The sequence below is a fragment of the Acinetobacter johnsonii genome (genome assembly GCF_048551975.1).
Taxonomy (GTDB): Bacteria; Pseudomonadota; Gammaproteobacteria; order Pseudomonadales; family Moraxellaceae; genus Acinetobacter; species Acinetobacter johnsonii_A.
Genome location: NZ_JBIMCF010000004.1, coordinates 106,989 through 121,889, shown reverse-complemented (window position 1 = coordinate 121,889; position 14,901 = coordinate 106,989). Strand labels below are relative to the sequence as shown.

General features: G+C 39.8%; 15 protein-coding genes. 7 read left to right on the top strand and 8 right to left on the bottom strand.

Features of this window, described 5'->3' with window-relative positions; genetic code table 11:
* Window positions 1-7 precede the first annotated feature (7 nt).
* Window positions 8-577, bottom strand: coding sequence for a nicotinate-nicotinamide nucleotide adenylyltransferase (locus ACG9ZB_RS05490; protein WP_419324672.1), 570 nt, complete (start codon window positions 575-577; stop codon window positions 8-10).
* A 104-nt stretch (window positions 578-681) separates the two neighbouring features.
* On the opposite strand from ACG9ZB_RS05490, the gene ACG9ZB_RS05485 reads away from it, so the two are divergent.
* Window positions 682-1,482, top strand: coding sequence for an enoyl-CoA hydratase-related protein (locus ACG9ZB_RS05485; RefSeq protein ID WP_419324670.1), 801 nt, complete (start codon window positions 682-684; stop codon window positions 1,480-1,482).
* A 103-nt stretch (window positions 1,483-1,585) separates the two neighbouring features.
* The gene (locus tag ACG9ZB_RS05480; protein WP_419324668.1) at window positions 1,586-2,341 is read left to right on the top strand and encodes a nitroreductase family protein; all 756 of its coding nucleotides are present in this window, start codon (window positions 1,586-1,588) and stop codon (window positions 2,339-2,341) included.
* Window positions 2,342-2,573: 232 nt separating this feature from the next.
* On the opposite strand, the gene ACG9ZB_RS05475 is transcribed toward ACG9ZB_RS05480, so the two are convergent.
* Window positions 2,574-2,888, bottom strand: a complete 315-nt coding sequence (locus ACG9ZB_RS05475) for an NGG1p interacting factor NIF3 (protein WP_419324666.1) — start codon at window positions 2,886-2,888, stop codon at window positions 2,574-2,576.
* 57 nt (window positions 2,889-2,945) lie between these two features.
* Here ACG9ZB_RS05475 and ACG9ZB_RS05470 point away from each other — a divergent pair, with 57 nt between their 5' ends.
* The gene (locus ACG9ZB_RS05470; RefSeq protein ID WP_419324664.1) at window positions 2,946-3,584 is read left to right on the top strand and encodes a hypothetical protein; all 639 of its coding nucleotides are present in this window, start codon (window positions 2,946-2,948) and stop codon (window positions 3,582-3,584) included.
* 164 nt (window positions 3,585-3,748) lie between these two features.
* On the opposite strand, the gene ACG9ZB_RS05465 is transcribed toward ACG9ZB_RS05470, so the two are convergent.
* The 3 genes from ACG9ZB_RS05465 to ACG9ZB_RS05455 form a co-directional block, all read right to left on the bottom strand.
* Entirely contained in the window at window positions 3,749-3,877 is a 129-nt protein-coding gene (locus ACG9ZB_RS05465; RefSeq protein ID WP_279677974.1) for a KGW motif small protein, read from the bottom strand.
* A 218-nt stretch (window positions 3,878-4,095) separates the two neighbouring features.
* Window positions 4,096-7,932, bottom strand: a complete 3,837-nt coding sequence (gene purL, locus ACG9ZB_RS05460) for a phosphoribosylformylglycinamidine synthase (RefSeq protein WP_419324662.1) — start codon at window positions 7,930-7,932, stop codon at window positions 4,096-4,098.
* A 185-nt stretch (window positions 7,933-8,117) separates the two neighbouring features.
* Window positions 8,118-8,939 (bottom strand): hypothetical protein, encoded by an 822-nt coding sequence (locus ACG9ZB_RS05455; protein ID WP_419324660.1) that lies wholly within the window; start codon window positions 8,937-8,939, stop codon window positions 8,118-8,120.
* 437 nt (window positions 8,940-9,376) lie between these two features.
* Between ACG9ZB_RS05455 and ACG9ZB_RS05450 the strand changes: the two genes are divergently transcribed.
* The 3 genes from ACG9ZB_RS05450 to ruvB all read left to right on the top strand — a co-directional run bounded on the left by ACG9ZB_RS05450 (window position 9,377) and on the right by ruvB (window position 12,673).
* Window positions 9,377-10,717: a deoxyguanosinetriphosphate triphosphohydrolase gene (locus tag ACG9ZB_RS05450; RefSeq protein ID WP_419324658.1), complete on the top strand. Its 1,341-nt coding sequence runs from the start codon at window positions 9,377-9,379 to the stop codon at window positions 10,715-10,717.
* Between the two features lie 126 nt (window positions 10,718-10,843).
* Complete coding sequence (gene ruvA / locus ACG9ZB_RS05445) at window positions 10,844-11,446, top strand: Holliday junction branch migration protein RuvA (protein WP_125280477.1); 603 nt, start codon at window positions 10,844-10,846, stop codon at window positions 11,444-11,446.
* Between the two features lie 219 nt (window positions 11,447-11,665).
* A complete protein-coding gene (gene ruvB / locus ACG9ZB_RS05440; protein WP_419324656.1) occupies window positions 11,666-12,673 on the top strand; it encodes a Holliday junction branch migration DNA helicase RuvB in 1,008 nt (335 codons plus the stop codon).
* Between the two features lie 67 nt (window positions 12,674-12,740).
* Here ruvB and ACG9ZB_RS05435 read toward each other — a convergent pair whose 3' ends face one another.
* From ACG9ZB_RS05435 to ACG9ZB_RS05425, 3 genes are all read right to left on the bottom strand, one after another.
* Window positions 12,741-13,292: a hypothetical protein gene (locus ACG9ZB_RS05435; RefSeq protein WP_419324654.1), complete on the bottom strand. Its 552-nt coding sequence runs from the start codon at window positions 13,290-13,292 to the stop codon at window positions 12,741-12,743.
* A 45-nt stretch (window positions 13,293-13,337) separates the two neighbouring features.
* Complete coding sequence (locus ACG9ZB_RS05430) at window positions 13,338-13,538, bottom strand: hypothetical protein (protein WP_419324652.1); 201 nt, start codon at window positions 13,536-13,538, stop codon at window positions 13,338-13,340.
* A gap of 200 nt (window positions 13,539-13,738) precedes the next feature.
* Complete coding sequence (locus ACG9ZB_RS05425; protein WP_419324650.1) at window positions 13,739-14,263, bottom strand: hypothetical protein; 525 nt, start codon at window positions 14,261-14,263, stop codon at window positions 13,739-13,741.
* Between the two features lie 220 nt (window positions 14,264-14,483).
* On the opposite strand from ACG9ZB_RS05425, the gene ybgC reads away from it, so the two are divergent.
* Complete coding sequence (gene ybgC / locus ACG9ZB_RS05420; protein WP_183173807.1) at window positions 14,484-14,891, top strand: tol-pal system-associated acyl-CoA thioesterase; 408 nt, start codon at window positions 14,484-14,486, stop codon at window positions 14,889-14,891.
* The last annotated feature ends 10 nt before the right edge of the window (window positions 14,892-14,901 follow it).

The following is a 14,901-nucleotide window of genomic DNA, read 5'->3' as shown; positions in this document are numbered from 1 at the left end:
GAGAACCTTAGTCTAAATTGGATGGGTCCTGAGTTAAAAATTTGTGTTGTAACTGTTTATATATTTCACTTTGTTGGAATTTATGTAAAAACTCACTGGTTCCCAATGGAAACGCCTTCTCTAAAATATCGCCTCGATAATAAGCCTCACGAACAGGTGTTGCAGACATCGCGTCTTGTAGGCTATCGAGCTCAACCATTTGCCACTCAGGAAAAAGCTGTAAATAATAGGAGGAATCATCTTTAAAATGGCCAATCAGTCCAACCTTCGCCTCAGGTGTGACTACATGATTCACTAATTTTTTTACCAATTGCACCCATTTAACATCATTATAAACATCAATTACATGTACAAAGTGAATTCGTTTTTGATGCGCCTCTGAGAAGCTCGATAAAATCATTTCTTCACGTTCAGATGCTAAAAAGGGATTTTTCGTATTTCGTTCATTTTGCGCAGAGCCTAAAGCCAAAATGACATTTTCACTTTGCTCTAAAGCAATCTTAATGGTTTGCATATGCGCCAAGTGAAATGGCTGGAAGCGACCAATGAATACGAGATAATCAAATGTATATGGCATAAATCTTTTACTTTTTTATGAACTGGTCAGTTGTGTCGATCATAAAATTATGCGACATAATGAGCCCATAAAATTAAACCAAACTTTCTAGCAAGGATAGTACGATGACACTGAGCTGTATTCAACAACCTCATCAACATTTGAATGCAAAATTAGACAATGGCCTACTAACATTAGCCATTCACCGTCCTGAAGCAAAGAATGCGTTGTATGGCGAACTTTATTTATGGATCGCAAAAGCTTTAGATGAAGCAGATCTAGACAGTAGTGTTCGTGCTGTCATTCTACGTGGTGAAGACGCAGACTTTACCGCAGGCAATGACATGCAAGATTTTATGAAATCTGCAGCGCAAAAAGGTCAAGCACCTGCGTCTGAAGGCCCTCCATTCATTTTACTTAAATCTGCAGCAAAATTTTCTAAACCGTTGATTGCGGCTGTACGTGGTGTGGCGATTGGTATTGGGGTAACGATCCTGTTACATTGTGACTTAGTTTATAGCGACAACACTGCCCTATTCCAGATTCCATTTGTCAGCCTTGGTTTATCTCCAGAAGGTGCTTCAAGCAAATTATTGGTAGAACAAGCAGGTTATCACAAAGCTGCTGAATTACTGCTAACCGCTCAGAAGTTTGATAGTGCAACCGCAGTTGCTGCAAACCTTGTCAACAGCATTGAAGATGATGTCTATGCAGTAGCAGCTAAAAAAGCGGCACAATTGTCTGCTTTACCTTTAGCCTCTTTAGTACAGTCTAAAGCTTTGATGAAGCACAATGTAAATGAAATTGTGGCTTGGATTGATCACGAAGCTGAAATTTTCATGGATCGTGTCGGCTCTCCAGAAATGATGGAAGCCGTATCAGCATTTATGCAAAAGCGTAAACCTGATTTCACCCAATTCAACTAATCGTTCATCGTTGAATCACTAAAAACAACTGGGTTTCATATTACACAGTTGTTTTTTTATTTTCCGTCCCAAAATATTTAAGAACCTATTCGGAAAACTTCTTATGTCAAACACTACAGAAAAAAAGCGTTACTTTGAGCCTGCCCCACAAGACATCGATGTTGAAAATTTTAAGAAAGTCATCCAAAGCCGTCGTTCAGTACGTAAGTTCACGGATAAACCAATTCCAAGTGAAATTTTAGATGAATGCTTAGATTTAGCGTTGCTTGCACCCAATTCATCAAACTTACAGCCTTGGACATTCTATGTGGTGCAAAATCCGAGTAAGAAAAAGCAGCTGGTTAAAGCGTGTTTAGGACAACTTGCTGCTAAAACCGCATCCGAATTAATCGTATGTGTCGCTAGAACAGATCGTGTTGATGAGATGGCGAAACTAAATATCACCGAGTTTCCATTTCCCGAAGCACCACCAGCGATTCAAAAGTATTACCGCTTTATTCCATACAACTATAAAACAGGTTATTTCAATGCATTGGGTAACTTCAAAAAAGTTGCATTTAAAGTCGCCCGTACACTTGATAAACAACTTCCTGTTACTGCATTTAATCAAGCCGATGCTAAGCTTTGGGCAAGTAAAACTACAGCTTTAGCTTGTGAGAACCTAGTGCTAGCTTTACGTGCCTATGGTTTCGATAGTTGTATGATGGAAGGTTTTGATGAGCCTTTGGTGCGTAAACTGTTAAATCTGAATGATCAACAATACCCTGTGATGGTGATTGGTGCAGGTGAGCGTGCGACCGACGGGGTGTTTTTCCCGCAGTATCGTTTTGATCGTGAGTTATTTATTCAGAAGATTTAATATTAGCTTTCTCAATGGAATCCTTTCATTAAAGTTTTAATTTCAGGATTAACCTTCGGTTCGACCTACTTTTCTTTCGGGAAAAGTAGACAAAACCATTGTCATTCGCAAAACTCGTTGTATTCCGTCGTTTATCAATTTAGTCGCAGAAACTTTATCTGATAAATTAAGTCCTGCCTCAAACAGTTGCGAATGCCGTTAACGTGTATCAAATATATTTTTAGGTTCATCATTAAAGTACATCGACCATCTGAATAAACTCAAAAGCGGGTTCTTCATAGGGATGACTTAATTTTAAAGCCTTTGCCACAGCAGAAGCTTTTCCCTCTGGAACAATCGTTTCCACCCGCCACTCTGGAATTTTCTCCAAAGCATCCAACTGACCTATAAACGGATTTGCTCCTTTTACAGGTTTAAACTGGCCTGTGCCTAAAACTTGCCAAGCACAGTGTTCATAGTTTCCTATACCACCTGCCCCTACTTCAAAAATCGCAAGTTTGGTGAGTTCGAGGTGAGATTCAGGAACATAGTAGATAAGTTTGAGCATAGCGCTTTAATGTATATTTTATTAATATCGAATCAATCATATTGATCGACTGTACCTATGTCTAATAAAAATATTGCCCGTGAACTTGCTTTAACAACAGCTGAGAACCTAGCAGATGAAATTATCTTTAAAACAGCCACTACTCTGCTAGAAGACACAATTAAATCTATCCCTTTTGCATCTTTAATTACAGGTTCAATTGAAAGCTATACTAAATTTCGAACTTTGAAAGAACAAAAACAATTATTAGTTTTTATTCAAGAAGCAGAAAATATAAATGTTGGATTTATCGAAAAGTTTTTTAAAGACAAAGACAATTTAGAATTAGGCATTGAAATTTTAGGAATACTTGCTCAAACTTACCTAGAAAAACAAGCAAGAATGATAGGGCGAGCGACATTTCTTTTTAAAGGACTCGAAATCTCAAAGCAAGAATTTGATAAATATATGTATATTATTACTAAGCTCAATAATTACTTAATCACATTAATTGAAAATTTATATACCGAGTTCAGCGTAAATTCTTCTGAAAAAATAATTAGCATGCCATTACCAAATATGGATCTCATCAGCTTTGGATTTGTTAAAAAATTATCTGATGGCTCATGGTTCGCAGAAGCTCAAAATTCATCTCATGATGATTATGAAGTTCATGATGATTTTATATATTTCTACGAAAACATTTTCAAAGACTAATCCAAACACATGACCCGCGACATGGATGTCGCACGTTAGACTGTGGGACAGGACGTCCCATCAGTCTAACAAAAGGGTTTTGTTACTTTTGCCCAATCAAAAGTAAAAATAAAATTCTTATAATTAAAAAAACCGCCTCACAGCGGTTTCTTCATTCTCAAAAATCACATCTGCAACGCATAACCCAAAATCAAAAAGATCAATTGCAAGCTCAAAATCACAGCAAACAACTTCCATCCTTTTTTACGCAATGCAGACTTATCGACTGTTTCGTATGTAACTGTTTTAATCATGTCATCACCTCATACATGAGTGTTGATACTGAAATTGTTTAATAATCCATCTTTCTTTTATTTTGCATGATATTTGTGCATTTATTACACAATATCACTTTTACATAAATATAGAAGCAAAATCTAAACCAACATCAACGCGAGAAATAAAAAATTAAAAAAAAGACGATTTAATAAAAAAGCCACCCGAAGGTGGCTTTCAAAACACTGACTTCAGATTAACCAATGAACTTACGTGCATTGCGGAACATACGTAACCATGCACCGTCTTCTGTCCAATCTTCAGGCTTCCAAGAATGCTGTACCGCACGGAAGTTACGTTCAGGGTGCGGCATCATAATCGTTGCGCGACCATCTTTCGATGTGACACCTGAAATCGCTTCTGGTGAACCATTCGGGTTCATTGGATAGTGTTGAGTTGGGTTACCTTGGCTATCGACATAACGCAAGATTACTTGATTACCTGTATTTAATGCAGCCAAGTTATCCGCGCTTGTCACCACACGACCTTCACCATGTGCAACTGCGATCGGCAGGATTGAACCTTCCATACCTTCTAACAATACAGAGTTCGATTTTTCAACACGAACATTGACCACACGTGCCTCAAACATCTCAGAAGTGTTGCGGTGAAAACGTGGCCAAGCTTCAGCACCCGGAATCAGTGGTGCCAATTGCGACAACATTTGACAGCCGTTGCAAATACCAAGAGAGAACGTTTCGTCACGGTTGAAGAATTTTTCAAATTGGTCACGAAGTTTCGGGTTGAATAAAACTGATTTTGCCCAGCCACCACCAGCGCCCATTACGTCACCGTAAGAAAAACCACCACATGCCACAAGACCTTCAAAGTCATCTAGGCTGATACGACCTGCAAGCAAGTCGCTCATGTGAACGTCTACAGTGTTGAAACCTACTTTGTCGAATGCCGCAGCCATTTCAACATGGCCGTTTACGCCTTGTTCACGTAAGATCACCATGTTTGGACGGCGTTCGTTGATGTAAGGCGCTTCGATTGGCTCATTCAAATCAAAAGTTGGTTTTGCAATAATACCAGCATGTGATTTATCCGTGATCAATGCAAATTCTTGATCCGCTGTTTCTACGTTGTCACGTAGACTTTGGATTTGATGTGATACTTCAGTCCACGCCACTTGCAAGTCTGCACGTTCAAGCACTAAGCCATTTACAGTCAACTGATCGGTGTTGTTTACCGTACCGATGACCGTAATTGCATCGCGTAATGTAGATGCCGCAACTTCTTCTGCAAGTGTTGCCCAATCAGACGTGCTGATTTGAAGCACTGCACCAATTTCTTCTGCAAATAAACTTTCAGTTGATTGATCTTCTAAAGCCACACCGAGACGTGCTGCAAACATCATTTCCGCAACAGTTGCAAGCAAACCACCATCACCAATGTCGTGGTAAGCCTTAATTAAGCCACGGTTATTCCAGTCTTGAACCAATGCAAAGAAAGTTTTGAAGTCATCAAAACTATCTACATCAGGCGTTACTGAACCAATTGCTTTATAAACCTGAGCTAAGATCGAACCGCCTAAACGGAACTGACCTTTAGAAAGATCAATACGCACAAGTACTGATTCTTCATTTTTCAATTCAGGCGTTAAGGTTTTACGTACATCAGTTACAGGAGCAAAGGCTGTGATTACACCTGACATCGGTGAAGTCACCGATTTGTCTTCGCCTTCATCATTCCAAGTGGTACGCATTGACAATGAGTCTTTGCCCACTGGAATTGCAATACCCAAAGCTGGACACATTTCCATACCGATGGCTTTTACACCTTCGAATAAAGCTTGGTCTTCACCTTTTTGCCCTGCCGCCGCCATCCAGTTTGCAGACAATTTAATGTCACTGATCTGGTCGATTTTTGCAGACATAATATTCGAGATCGACTCTCCAACCGATAAACGCGCAGATGCCGCAGGATTTAACAATGCAACGGGTGGACGTTCACCCATCGCCATTGCTTCACCTGTATAGCCTTGTAAGCTTGTTGTAGTTACTGCTGCATCTGCAACAGGAACCTGCCAACGGCCTACAAACTGATCACGTGCAACCATACCTGTAATTGAACGGTCGCCAATTGTGATCAAGAATGATTTCGATGCAACCGTTGGGTTTTTAAGTACACGGTAAATCGCATCTTTCAAATCTGTGACTTTAGATGCATCAAAGTCGTCGCCTTTACGTTCAATCGTTTCATACGAACGGCTCATACGAGGTGTGCCGCCCAGCATGACTTGCATTGGCATATCCACGGCTTTGTTATCAAACAATGGATCGTTCACTGTCAATTGACGCGCTTCAGTTGCTTCACCTAAAACGGCAAACGGACAACGTTCGCGTGCACATAATGATTCAAATAATTCTAAAGAACTTGGACGAATCGCCAATACATAGCGCTCTTGCGCTTCGTTTGACCAGATTTCCATTGGAGACATGCCCGGCTCAAGTGATGGAATCTTACGTAAATCAAGAATCGCACCCAGTTCGTGGTCATTCACCAACTCAGGCATTGCGTTTGAAATACCACCTGCACCCACGTCATGCACAGACACGATTGGGTTGAAGTCTTCCATACGCCAGCATGCATCAATCACTTCTTGGCAGCGGCGTTCCATTTCAGGGTTTTCACGCTGTACAGAAGCGAAATCTAGGTTTTCACCCAGTTTACCGCTGTCTACAGAAGATGCCGCCCCGCCGCCTAAACCAATCAGCATTGCAGGTCCACCAAGAACAATCAGTAAATCACCCGGTTGAATCGCATCTTTTTCTACGTGATCTGGACGGATGTTACCGTAACCACCCGCAATCATAATTGGCTTATGGAAGCCTTTCACATCGCCATTCACGTTTTGTTCAAAAGTACGGAAGTAACCATTTAACGCAGGACGGCCAAACTCATTGTTGAACGCAGCGCCGCCCAAAGGTCCTTCAATCATGATTTGAAGCGGAGATGCCATACGAGATGGCTTGCCGTAGTTTTCTTCCCAAGGCTGTTCAAAACCCGGAATGTTCAAGTTAGACACTGTAAAGCCAGTTAAACCTGCTTTTGGCTTGCCGCCACGACCTGTTGCACCTTCATCACGGATTTCACCGCCCGAACCAGTCGCAGCACCCGCAAATGGTGCAATTGCTGTTGGGTGGTTATGCGTTTCCACTTTCATCAAGATGTGAGCCGCTTGACTCTTGTATTTATAAACGTGATGACCTGTCGCTTCATCTTTCTTTGGATAGAAACGCTGAGTATCAAAACCAACGATCACCGAAGCATTGTCTTTATATGCCGACAATACATCTGTTGGTGATTCTTTATAAGTATTTTTAATCATTTGGAACAATGACAATGGCTGTTTTTCACCATCAATTGTCCATTCAGAACCAAAAATTTTATGACGACAGTGCTCTGAGTTTGCCTGAGCAAACATCATCAATTCAATATCGTGCGGATTACGACCGAGCTTGTTAAAAGCAGCAACTAAATAATCAATTTCTTCATCAGAGAGTGCAAAACCAAACTCAGAGTTCGCTTTTACTAAAGCATCTTTACCCTGACCTAAAATGTCGATTGCATTTAAAGGCTTTGCAGCCGTTTCAGAGAACAATGCAGCAGCGTCTTCAATTTGATTGAACACACTTTCAGTCATACGGTCATGTAAAACTTGTTTTACTGCATCCGATACTTCAGAAATACCCTTTAAAGTAAACAAAACACCGCGTTCTAAGCGGTGTATCGGGGTATTACAGTTAGCAAAAATATCCGTTGCCTTTGATGACCACGGCGAGATTGTGCCTACACGTGGCGTAACAAGGACTTGAACTTCATCACTTGTCGCTTCGCGAACTTGGAAGGTTGCACCATCATTTAATAGCTGCAAAGCAGATTGCTGTTGTTGCTCGTCGAGCGCTTGGTCGAAAAGGTAAACCCATTGGCTTTCTATTGATTGAACAGAACTGATAGACGATAGACGTGTTAAAAGTTGTGTTTGCTTAAAAGAAGAGTGTGCAGGTGCACCGGCAACGATAAACATGCTGTTTTTGGCTCCACGGGCAGGTCTAGACAACCTACCTCAATGTGACTTGAAGAGAGCGCATATTCTACTGTGAATGCAAGTTTTGAGCTAGTCATATCAGATTTAAAATATGCTGAAATCGTGGTTTTAAATGTCCGAATTTCTTTGACTTTCGCTGCTAAACATGATTAGTAACAATTGATTTACTTGACTGAATATATGTACTCGCCTGTTTTCGGATCTTCTTTAGCAATGATGCCGTTCTTTTTATAAAACATATTCCCACATTGAAGCTCTTCATCAATTTCACCATCTATTGCATAAGAAAGTTGCACATTAACTCGCTTTAAATAAGGATGATCAAAAGCTGGTTCGATAAAAAATGCATCTAAACTTTCCATGTTATAACAAACATAGATTTGCTCAGGTGTACCGTTTTTATTCAGGTCAATGCTAAAGGTGTGATCAGAATTTTGTACTATTCGATCATTTTTCAATGATACAAAATTAACTAAATCACCTTCTCTATCAATTTCATAGGAATATTTTTGATTTTCATCCTCTGAGCCACTATTACAGTTTTTAATTGGTTTTCCAATTTTAACTTTTTCGGATTGAAGCTCTTCTTTGGTAAATTTAGATTTACCATTTATTTCATTACTGAGCAAAATCGCCCAATAATTTTTCCCCTCTGCGCGTGGGGCATCTGTCCAAATACAATTTTTAGCAATGAACTGATCGCCCTCTTGTTGAAAGGCAAAAGTAGCGATAGGTAAATCTTGGATCACTTTATTTTCAACCGATAAGTTTGGTTTAACTTGAGAAACTTTTGATTCAACTTTTTCAGATGCAGTCATCTGTTTATTTTGATTAGGTTGGCTGCAAGCGGATAACAAGATACTGATAGCTAATAATAAGCTTTTATTCATATTTTTCTCAGGCTCATAATAAATAGGTTCTGGATCCCATCCATTGTGGAAAATCAATAGTCGTTTACACTCAAGATATAAAATAACTGATTTCAAATCTTTATATAATTCTTCCGCATCAATTTGTGCTGAATATTGATCATAGTTTTGATCTGAAATATAAGATTACTCGTGTAGGCAAGGTATTTCCCCTAAAAAAATAATCGTATTACACTTACATAGGAGTTTTGGCATACCGTCCGTAGTTAGTTTATTTAAAAAATCAATATGGTTAGGTCTAATTAGTCATACTTGATTAAAACAGAGTGAATTTAGAATAATCATGATTGTTTCCCCCCTTTCAGCACGAAATAAATGGCAGATGATTGAAATGAATTTATATGATTTCAACATCCATTTTTTTTCAGAATAATGGTGAAAAGTATAGGGAAAACCAAAAGTCATAAATTAAAAGACAACTTATGTCGCAGCCCTCTAGAGCTCGTCACACTTTTTTGGCATGATGAAGCCAATAACTCACTGAATAACGATAAATGATGCAAATGCGTTGGTTGGAACTGCTCTCAACAGTTCGTATTGGAAGTAAAAAACAAAATACCGAATTGGCACGTAGCCCATTTCACAAAGATTATGATCGAATTATTTTTTCCCAAAGTTTTCGCCAACTGAACCGAAAAACCCAAGTCCATCCACTGACTCAACACGATGGCATTCATACTCGTTTAACGCATTCGCTCGAAGTCTCCTGTATTGGCCGCTCTCTTGGCATGCTGGCAGCGGAAAAGATCAAAGATGAACTACCAATGTGGATTTCCCCTGCCGATGTTGGAGCTATTATTCAAGCGGCTTGTTTAGCACATGATATTGGGAACCCACCGTTTGGCCATGCAGGGGAATATGCCATTCGTGAATGGTTTGACGATGCATCACACGGCAACTTTTTGGAGAAACTTTCCGCAGAAGAACAAGCCGATGTGCGTCAGTTTGAAGGTAATGCCCAAGGTCTACGCTTACTGACTAAAATTGACTATCACCCTAATGATGGTGGCATGCGTCTGACTTATGCAACACTTGGGGCTTACTTAAAATATCCATGGTTGTCTAAAACCATCGAATCACAAGGCAATACCCCTGCCAGTAAACGTGCCAAATTTGGCTGCTATCAAGCAGAAAAAGAAATCCTGCAACAAATTGCAGAGCAACTCGGACTGATTCAACTGGGTGAATATCACTATTGTCGTCATCCACTGACTTATTTACTTGAAGCCGCAGATGATATTTGCTACGCGCTAATTGACCTTGAAGATGGCATCATTTTAAACATGCTGTCTTATGAAGAAGTTGAACCGATTTTTTTAAGCTTGCTTGGTGAATATAGTGCGCCAGTAGAACTCTCTATGCCAGATACGACGTGGCAGCAAAAAATTGCAGCGTTACGCGGACGGGTGATGAAACGTCTGGTTGAAGAAGTCACATCCGCTTTTGCCAAGCATCATTTTGAAATTTTAAGTGGACAACTGGCTGGCAGTTTATTGCAATACTGTGCTGCTGATATTGAGTTAGGCATTAATCGTGCGAAGAATTTAGCCCGCGATAAAATATTTGAACACCCACAAAAAGCTGGTTTGGAAATTATTGCTCATCAAAGTTTGCAAAATATCTTAGATGCCTTTATTCCGCTCACTACACCGCATAAAACATTAAGTTTTAAAGAACAACGCTTAATGGCTATTTTATATCGTTCTGGTGCGCACTTTGGTAGCAACCATTATGAAAATATCATGCAAGTCTTAGATATTATTTCTAAGTTTTCAGACCACCAAGCGTATAACTTGTCTCAAGAGTTACAAGGCAATAAGGTAGGATTGATTTAAATAAGTCATCAACATCCAGTTTGATGATAAAGCCATCAATCCGAACTCAATTTTCCGTGAGCCTTTTGCCTTTCTGCGCAATGCTCACTACTATGCAACCATTGATAAAAAAGTGAATCACACAACATGATCGGATGTCTTATTGGTGAAGTCTTCGCACTAGAAGCACCCACCGTACTTTTAAATGTAAATGGTGTCGGTTATGAAATTGATACACCATTGACAACCTTCTGCCAGCTACAAAAAGGCCAGAAAATCACCTTATGGACGCACCTTGCCGTGCGTGAAGATGCTCAACTGCTTTATGGCTTTTTACATCAACAAGAAAAAATCATTTTTCGTACCCTGTTAAAGGTCAACGGTGTCGGCCCTAAAATGGCTTTAGGTATTCTTTCCACGCTCAGTGTCGACATGTTGATTCATACTGTCGAACATGAAGATATCAATACACTGGTTAAAGTACCGGGCGTGGGTAAAAAAACTGCTGAACGCCTCATGATCGAACTACGCGATCGCTTTAAAGCGATGTCTTCAGGCACAGTACCAAGCAACTCAACCGTTGAACAAATCCAGTTCACAGGCAACTCTGCCGTGGCAGAAGCTGAAGCGGCCTTACAATCTTTAGGATACAAACCTTTAGAAGCACAGAAATTGGTCAATGCTGCAAAAGGTGATTTTACTGAAGCAAGTGACATCATCCGTGCTGCTCTCAAATCCATGAATAAATAATTCAAATAGACACACCAATACACCTAAATTGGATACACGAAGGCGACATGGATGTCGCCATGTTAGATTGGGATATAAGGACATATCCTCAATCCAACATAAGATTTTTGTTACTTTTGATCTTTCAAAAGTAAGGCAATGCCTACACAATGATACCTAAACACAAATCATAATTTGAGGCTGTGCCTCGAAACTTCAGCCAGAGATTGATTTAACTATATGCAAGACCGTCTCATCGGTGGTTCCGAAAAACCCGAAGATCATACCGACCGTGCTATCCGCCCGACCTCACTCGATGACTACATCGGTCAGCCCGTGGTTCGTGAACAAATGGAAATCTTTATTGGCGCAGCACGTGGTCGTGGTGAATCCCTCGATCACACCTTAATTTTTGGTCCACCAGGACTGGGTAAAACTACACTTGCCAATATTATTGCGCGTGAAATGGGTGGAAACCTCAAGTCGACTTCAGGCCCCGTACTAGAACGGGCTGGGGATTTGGCAGCCATGCTGACCAACCTTGAAGAAGGTGATGTGCTATTCATCGATGAAATTCACCGTCTTTCCCCCGTGATTGAAGAAATTCTTTACCCAGCCATGGAAGACTATCAACTCGACATTATGATTGGCGAAGGTCCTGCGGCTCGTTCAATTAAGCTCGACTTACCCCCTTTTACTTTAGTTGCCGCAACCACACGTGCTGGACTCCTCACCTCTCCTTTACGTGACCGTTTTGGTATTGTGCAACGCCTTGAATTCTATTCAGTCACCGACTTAACGCATATTGTGACTCGTTCTGCCAATTTGATGGATGTACCTATTACACGTGAAGGTTCAGCAGAAATTGCACGTCGTTCACGTGGTACACCACGTATTGCAAACCGCTTACTACGTCGAGTCCGTGACTATGCACAAGTCAAAGGTACTGGTGAAGTGACACAAGACATGGCTCAGCGTGCCCTCGATATGCTGAATGTCGATAAAGATGGTTTAGACACTTTAGACCGTCGTTATTTGAGTATTTTACTTGAACGTTTTGATGGCGGACCTGGTGGTGTAGAAGCTTTGGCAGCAGCGATGGCTGAAGACTCGGGCACATTAGAAGATGTGATTGAACCGTATTTAATTCAACAAGGTTATGTCATGCGGACAGCCCGTGGTCGTATTGCCACCAATATGGCGTATTTGCAGTTTGGTATGACACCGCCGGAACAGAAAGACAAATAAATAATTTTAGAGGGAGAGTTACTCTCCCTTATTTTCTACGGACTAGTAGTACTTTATATTAAATCAATTAAAGAGCGCTACTGCTTAATTTTTGCATTTCCGACGACATCAATTTATTCACAGCAATTTTTAATGTTTTTGTGTCTTGTTCGAAAATTTCTATAAATTCTATAAAATTTTGCTCAGGTCTTTGACCGTCAAACACAGCATTTGAAATTTTATCATACCCTTCGAAAATGTTTACCAATCTATTAGAAATATCTACTTGGTTTGGATCATCTTGATCTAACATGATATTAATTCTTTCCATTGTATTTCTAAGAGTAAATCTTTTATTTTTCAGTTCCATATACTGATTGTAAATTTCAGAATACTTTTCAAATTGAGCTATTGCATCTCGTATATGCAAACCACCTCTAAACTTTTGATTAAAGCGATCTCTGAAATTAAATATTTTTAAAATTTCGTCATCTAATAAGCTAAAGAATGTTGAAAATTCATTTTGTAAACTTTCAAAAATATTTAAAGTCCTTTTTAGATGCAAATCTTTAAACATTATTTCCAATTGGTTTTTTGATGTTTCTTTATTAGACTCAATATTTGCATAAATTTGTTCCATTGTTATTTTATGAAGACGTTCCGCTTCTTGCCTACTCGAAATTATTTATTCCAATACGACATCAAAAGACTGCTTCGTTAAATCAAAACTTTTTCGTCCATACCAATATGCCAACCAAGTAGCTAAGCCACCTAAAGCTAATGCAATCACAACAGAAAGTGCAAAAGACGAAATAGCCGTTTTGTCTGTAGAAGCATTTAATTCCATATGTGTTTTAGCAGGCTGCTGTAATACTATCGTTTGCACACTCGGTTGTTGAGGCACTGTCCAAGGACAGTTGAATTCCAATGCTATTAGAATCTTGCTCTGCCATACACTACACTTATTTTTAACTTATCAAGTGACTTTATCATACTGAACTTTAAAGAGACTAGAAAACTAGCTAATGCTTATAAAGAAGAAATTTCTCTCACCTCCTCCACCAACATTAACTCACACGCCCCATTTCATGTGTCTGTCCGACTCAGTGAACTGCGCCATGTCCAACCATCAGCCGATTTGACTTCAACCAGTTGCCCTTTTAAATAAACCATGTCATCCACATCAATATCTGCAAGCTTTTTTGCAACAACTTTATTGGCTGGGATCAAATGCGTATTGGCACTACTCGAAGCAATTTCATTTAGAGGAATGGGTGGATTGTTCTCATAACGCCAATAATACCAACGATTACTTTGTGCAATAGATAGTTGCTTATAGACCTCTGGCTTCGCCATCTCATTCCAACCCAAAGCAAAATCCACAGGACTTAGATCTGCTTCACGGCCCATCCTATAGTTTTCACGCGACAACACACGAAACTTTCCTGCATATGGTTCTAAGGGGCTAATGCTGTAGCCTTCAACTTGCTGTACATTTTCAGTCGTTGAATATAACTCTAAACTTCTGCTTCCTTGCTCAGGTTTAAGCCAATATGTCCACAACGCAAATGCCACAGCCAAAAAAAGCAGCAGCTTAAAACAACCATTCATTCCCTCATCCTTATATTTCTATAGCCATACAGCGCTTAACTCCCGCAACAGCCATGAATCACAATATTTGACATCTTGTGCCATTGGAGTGAAATCTCATAATGCTAAACTGCGACGCATTAGTGCTTTGACGTGCATCAATTTAAGATCCTGTGCTTAAATATAAAAGCGCCAAGTCAATCTAAATCGACTCGTACAACTGGAAAAACGGAATACTCTCATGGCGAATAAATTTGAATTCAACATTCGTGTCTATATTGAAGATACTGATGCAGGCGGCATTGTTTACCACGCCAATCATATTCGCTTTATGGAGCGTACCCGTACAGAGTGGTTACGAGCTTCTGGTGTAGATCATTACTGGCATCAAAAAGACTATAACTTCGTTGTACACAAAATAAATGTGAAATATTCACGTCCAATTTTAATGGATGATTTAATTACTGTTACAGCAAGTGTTGTTTCGTGTAAGGCTACGTCATTTGTGTTGCAACAAAATATTTATCGTGGTGAAATCATGCTTGCATCTGGCGAAGTCGAATTGGCATGTATCAGTTCAGAAATGAAACCACGTCGCCTGCCAGATGAAATTCGTAACCTGATTCTGAAGGAATTAGGACAAGACTAAAAAAATTATT

Excerpts from the sequence above, each read along its gene's own strand:
- ACG9ZB_RS05490 (WP_419324672.1), bottom strand. The coding sequence starts at position 577 with ATGCCATATACATTTGATTATCTCGTATTCATTGGTCGCTTCCAGCCA.
- ACG9ZB_RS05485 (WP_419324670.1), top strand. The coding sequence starts at position 682 with ATGACACTGAGCTGTATTCAACAACCTCATCAACATTTGAATGCAAAA.
- ACG9ZB_RS05480 (WP_419324668.1), top strand. The coding sequence starts at position 1,586 with ATGTCAAACACTACAGAAAAAAAGCGTTACTTTGAGCCTGCCCCACAA.
- ACG9ZB_RS05475 (WP_419324666.1), bottom strand. The coding sequence starts at position 2,888 with ATGCTCAAACTTATCTACTATGTTCCTGAATCTCACCTCGAACTCACC.
- ACG9ZB_RS05470 (WP_419324664.1), top strand. The coding sequence starts at position 2,946 with ATGTCTAATAAAAATATTGCCCGTGAACTTGCTTTAACAACAGCTGAG.
- ACG9ZB_RS05465 (WP_279677974.1), bottom strand. The coding sequence starts at position 3,877 with ATGATTAAAACAGTTACATACGAAACAGTCGATAAGTCTGCATTGCGT.
- purL (WP_419324662.1), bottom strand. The coding sequence starts at position 7,932 with ATGTTTATCGTTGCCGGTGCACCTGCACACTCTTCTTTTAAGCAAACA.
- ACG9ZB_RS05450 (WP_419324658.1), top strand. The coding sequence starts at position 9,377 with ATGATGCAAATGCGTTGGTTGGAACTGCTCTCAACAGTTCGTATTGGA.
- ruvA (WP_125280477.1), top strand. The coding sequence starts at position 10,844 with ATGATCGGATGTCTTATTGGTGAAGTCTTCGCACTAGAAGCACCCACC.
- ruvB (WP_419324656.1), top strand. The coding sequence starts at position 11,666 with ATGCAAGACCGTCTCATCGGTGGTTCCGAAAAACCCGAAGATCATACC.
- ACG9ZB_RS05435 (WP_419324654.1), bottom strand. The coding sequence starts at position 13,292 with ATGGAACAAATTTATGCAAATATTGAGTCTAATAAAGAAACATCAAAA.
- ACG9ZB_RS05425 (WP_419324650.1), bottom strand. The coding sequence starts at position 14,263 with ATGAATGGTTGTTTTAAGCTGCTGCTTTTTTTGGCTGTGGCATTTGCG.
- ybgC (WP_183173807.1), top strand. The coding sequence starts at position 14,484 with ATGGCGAATAAATTTGAATTCAACATTCGTGTCTATATTGAAGATACT.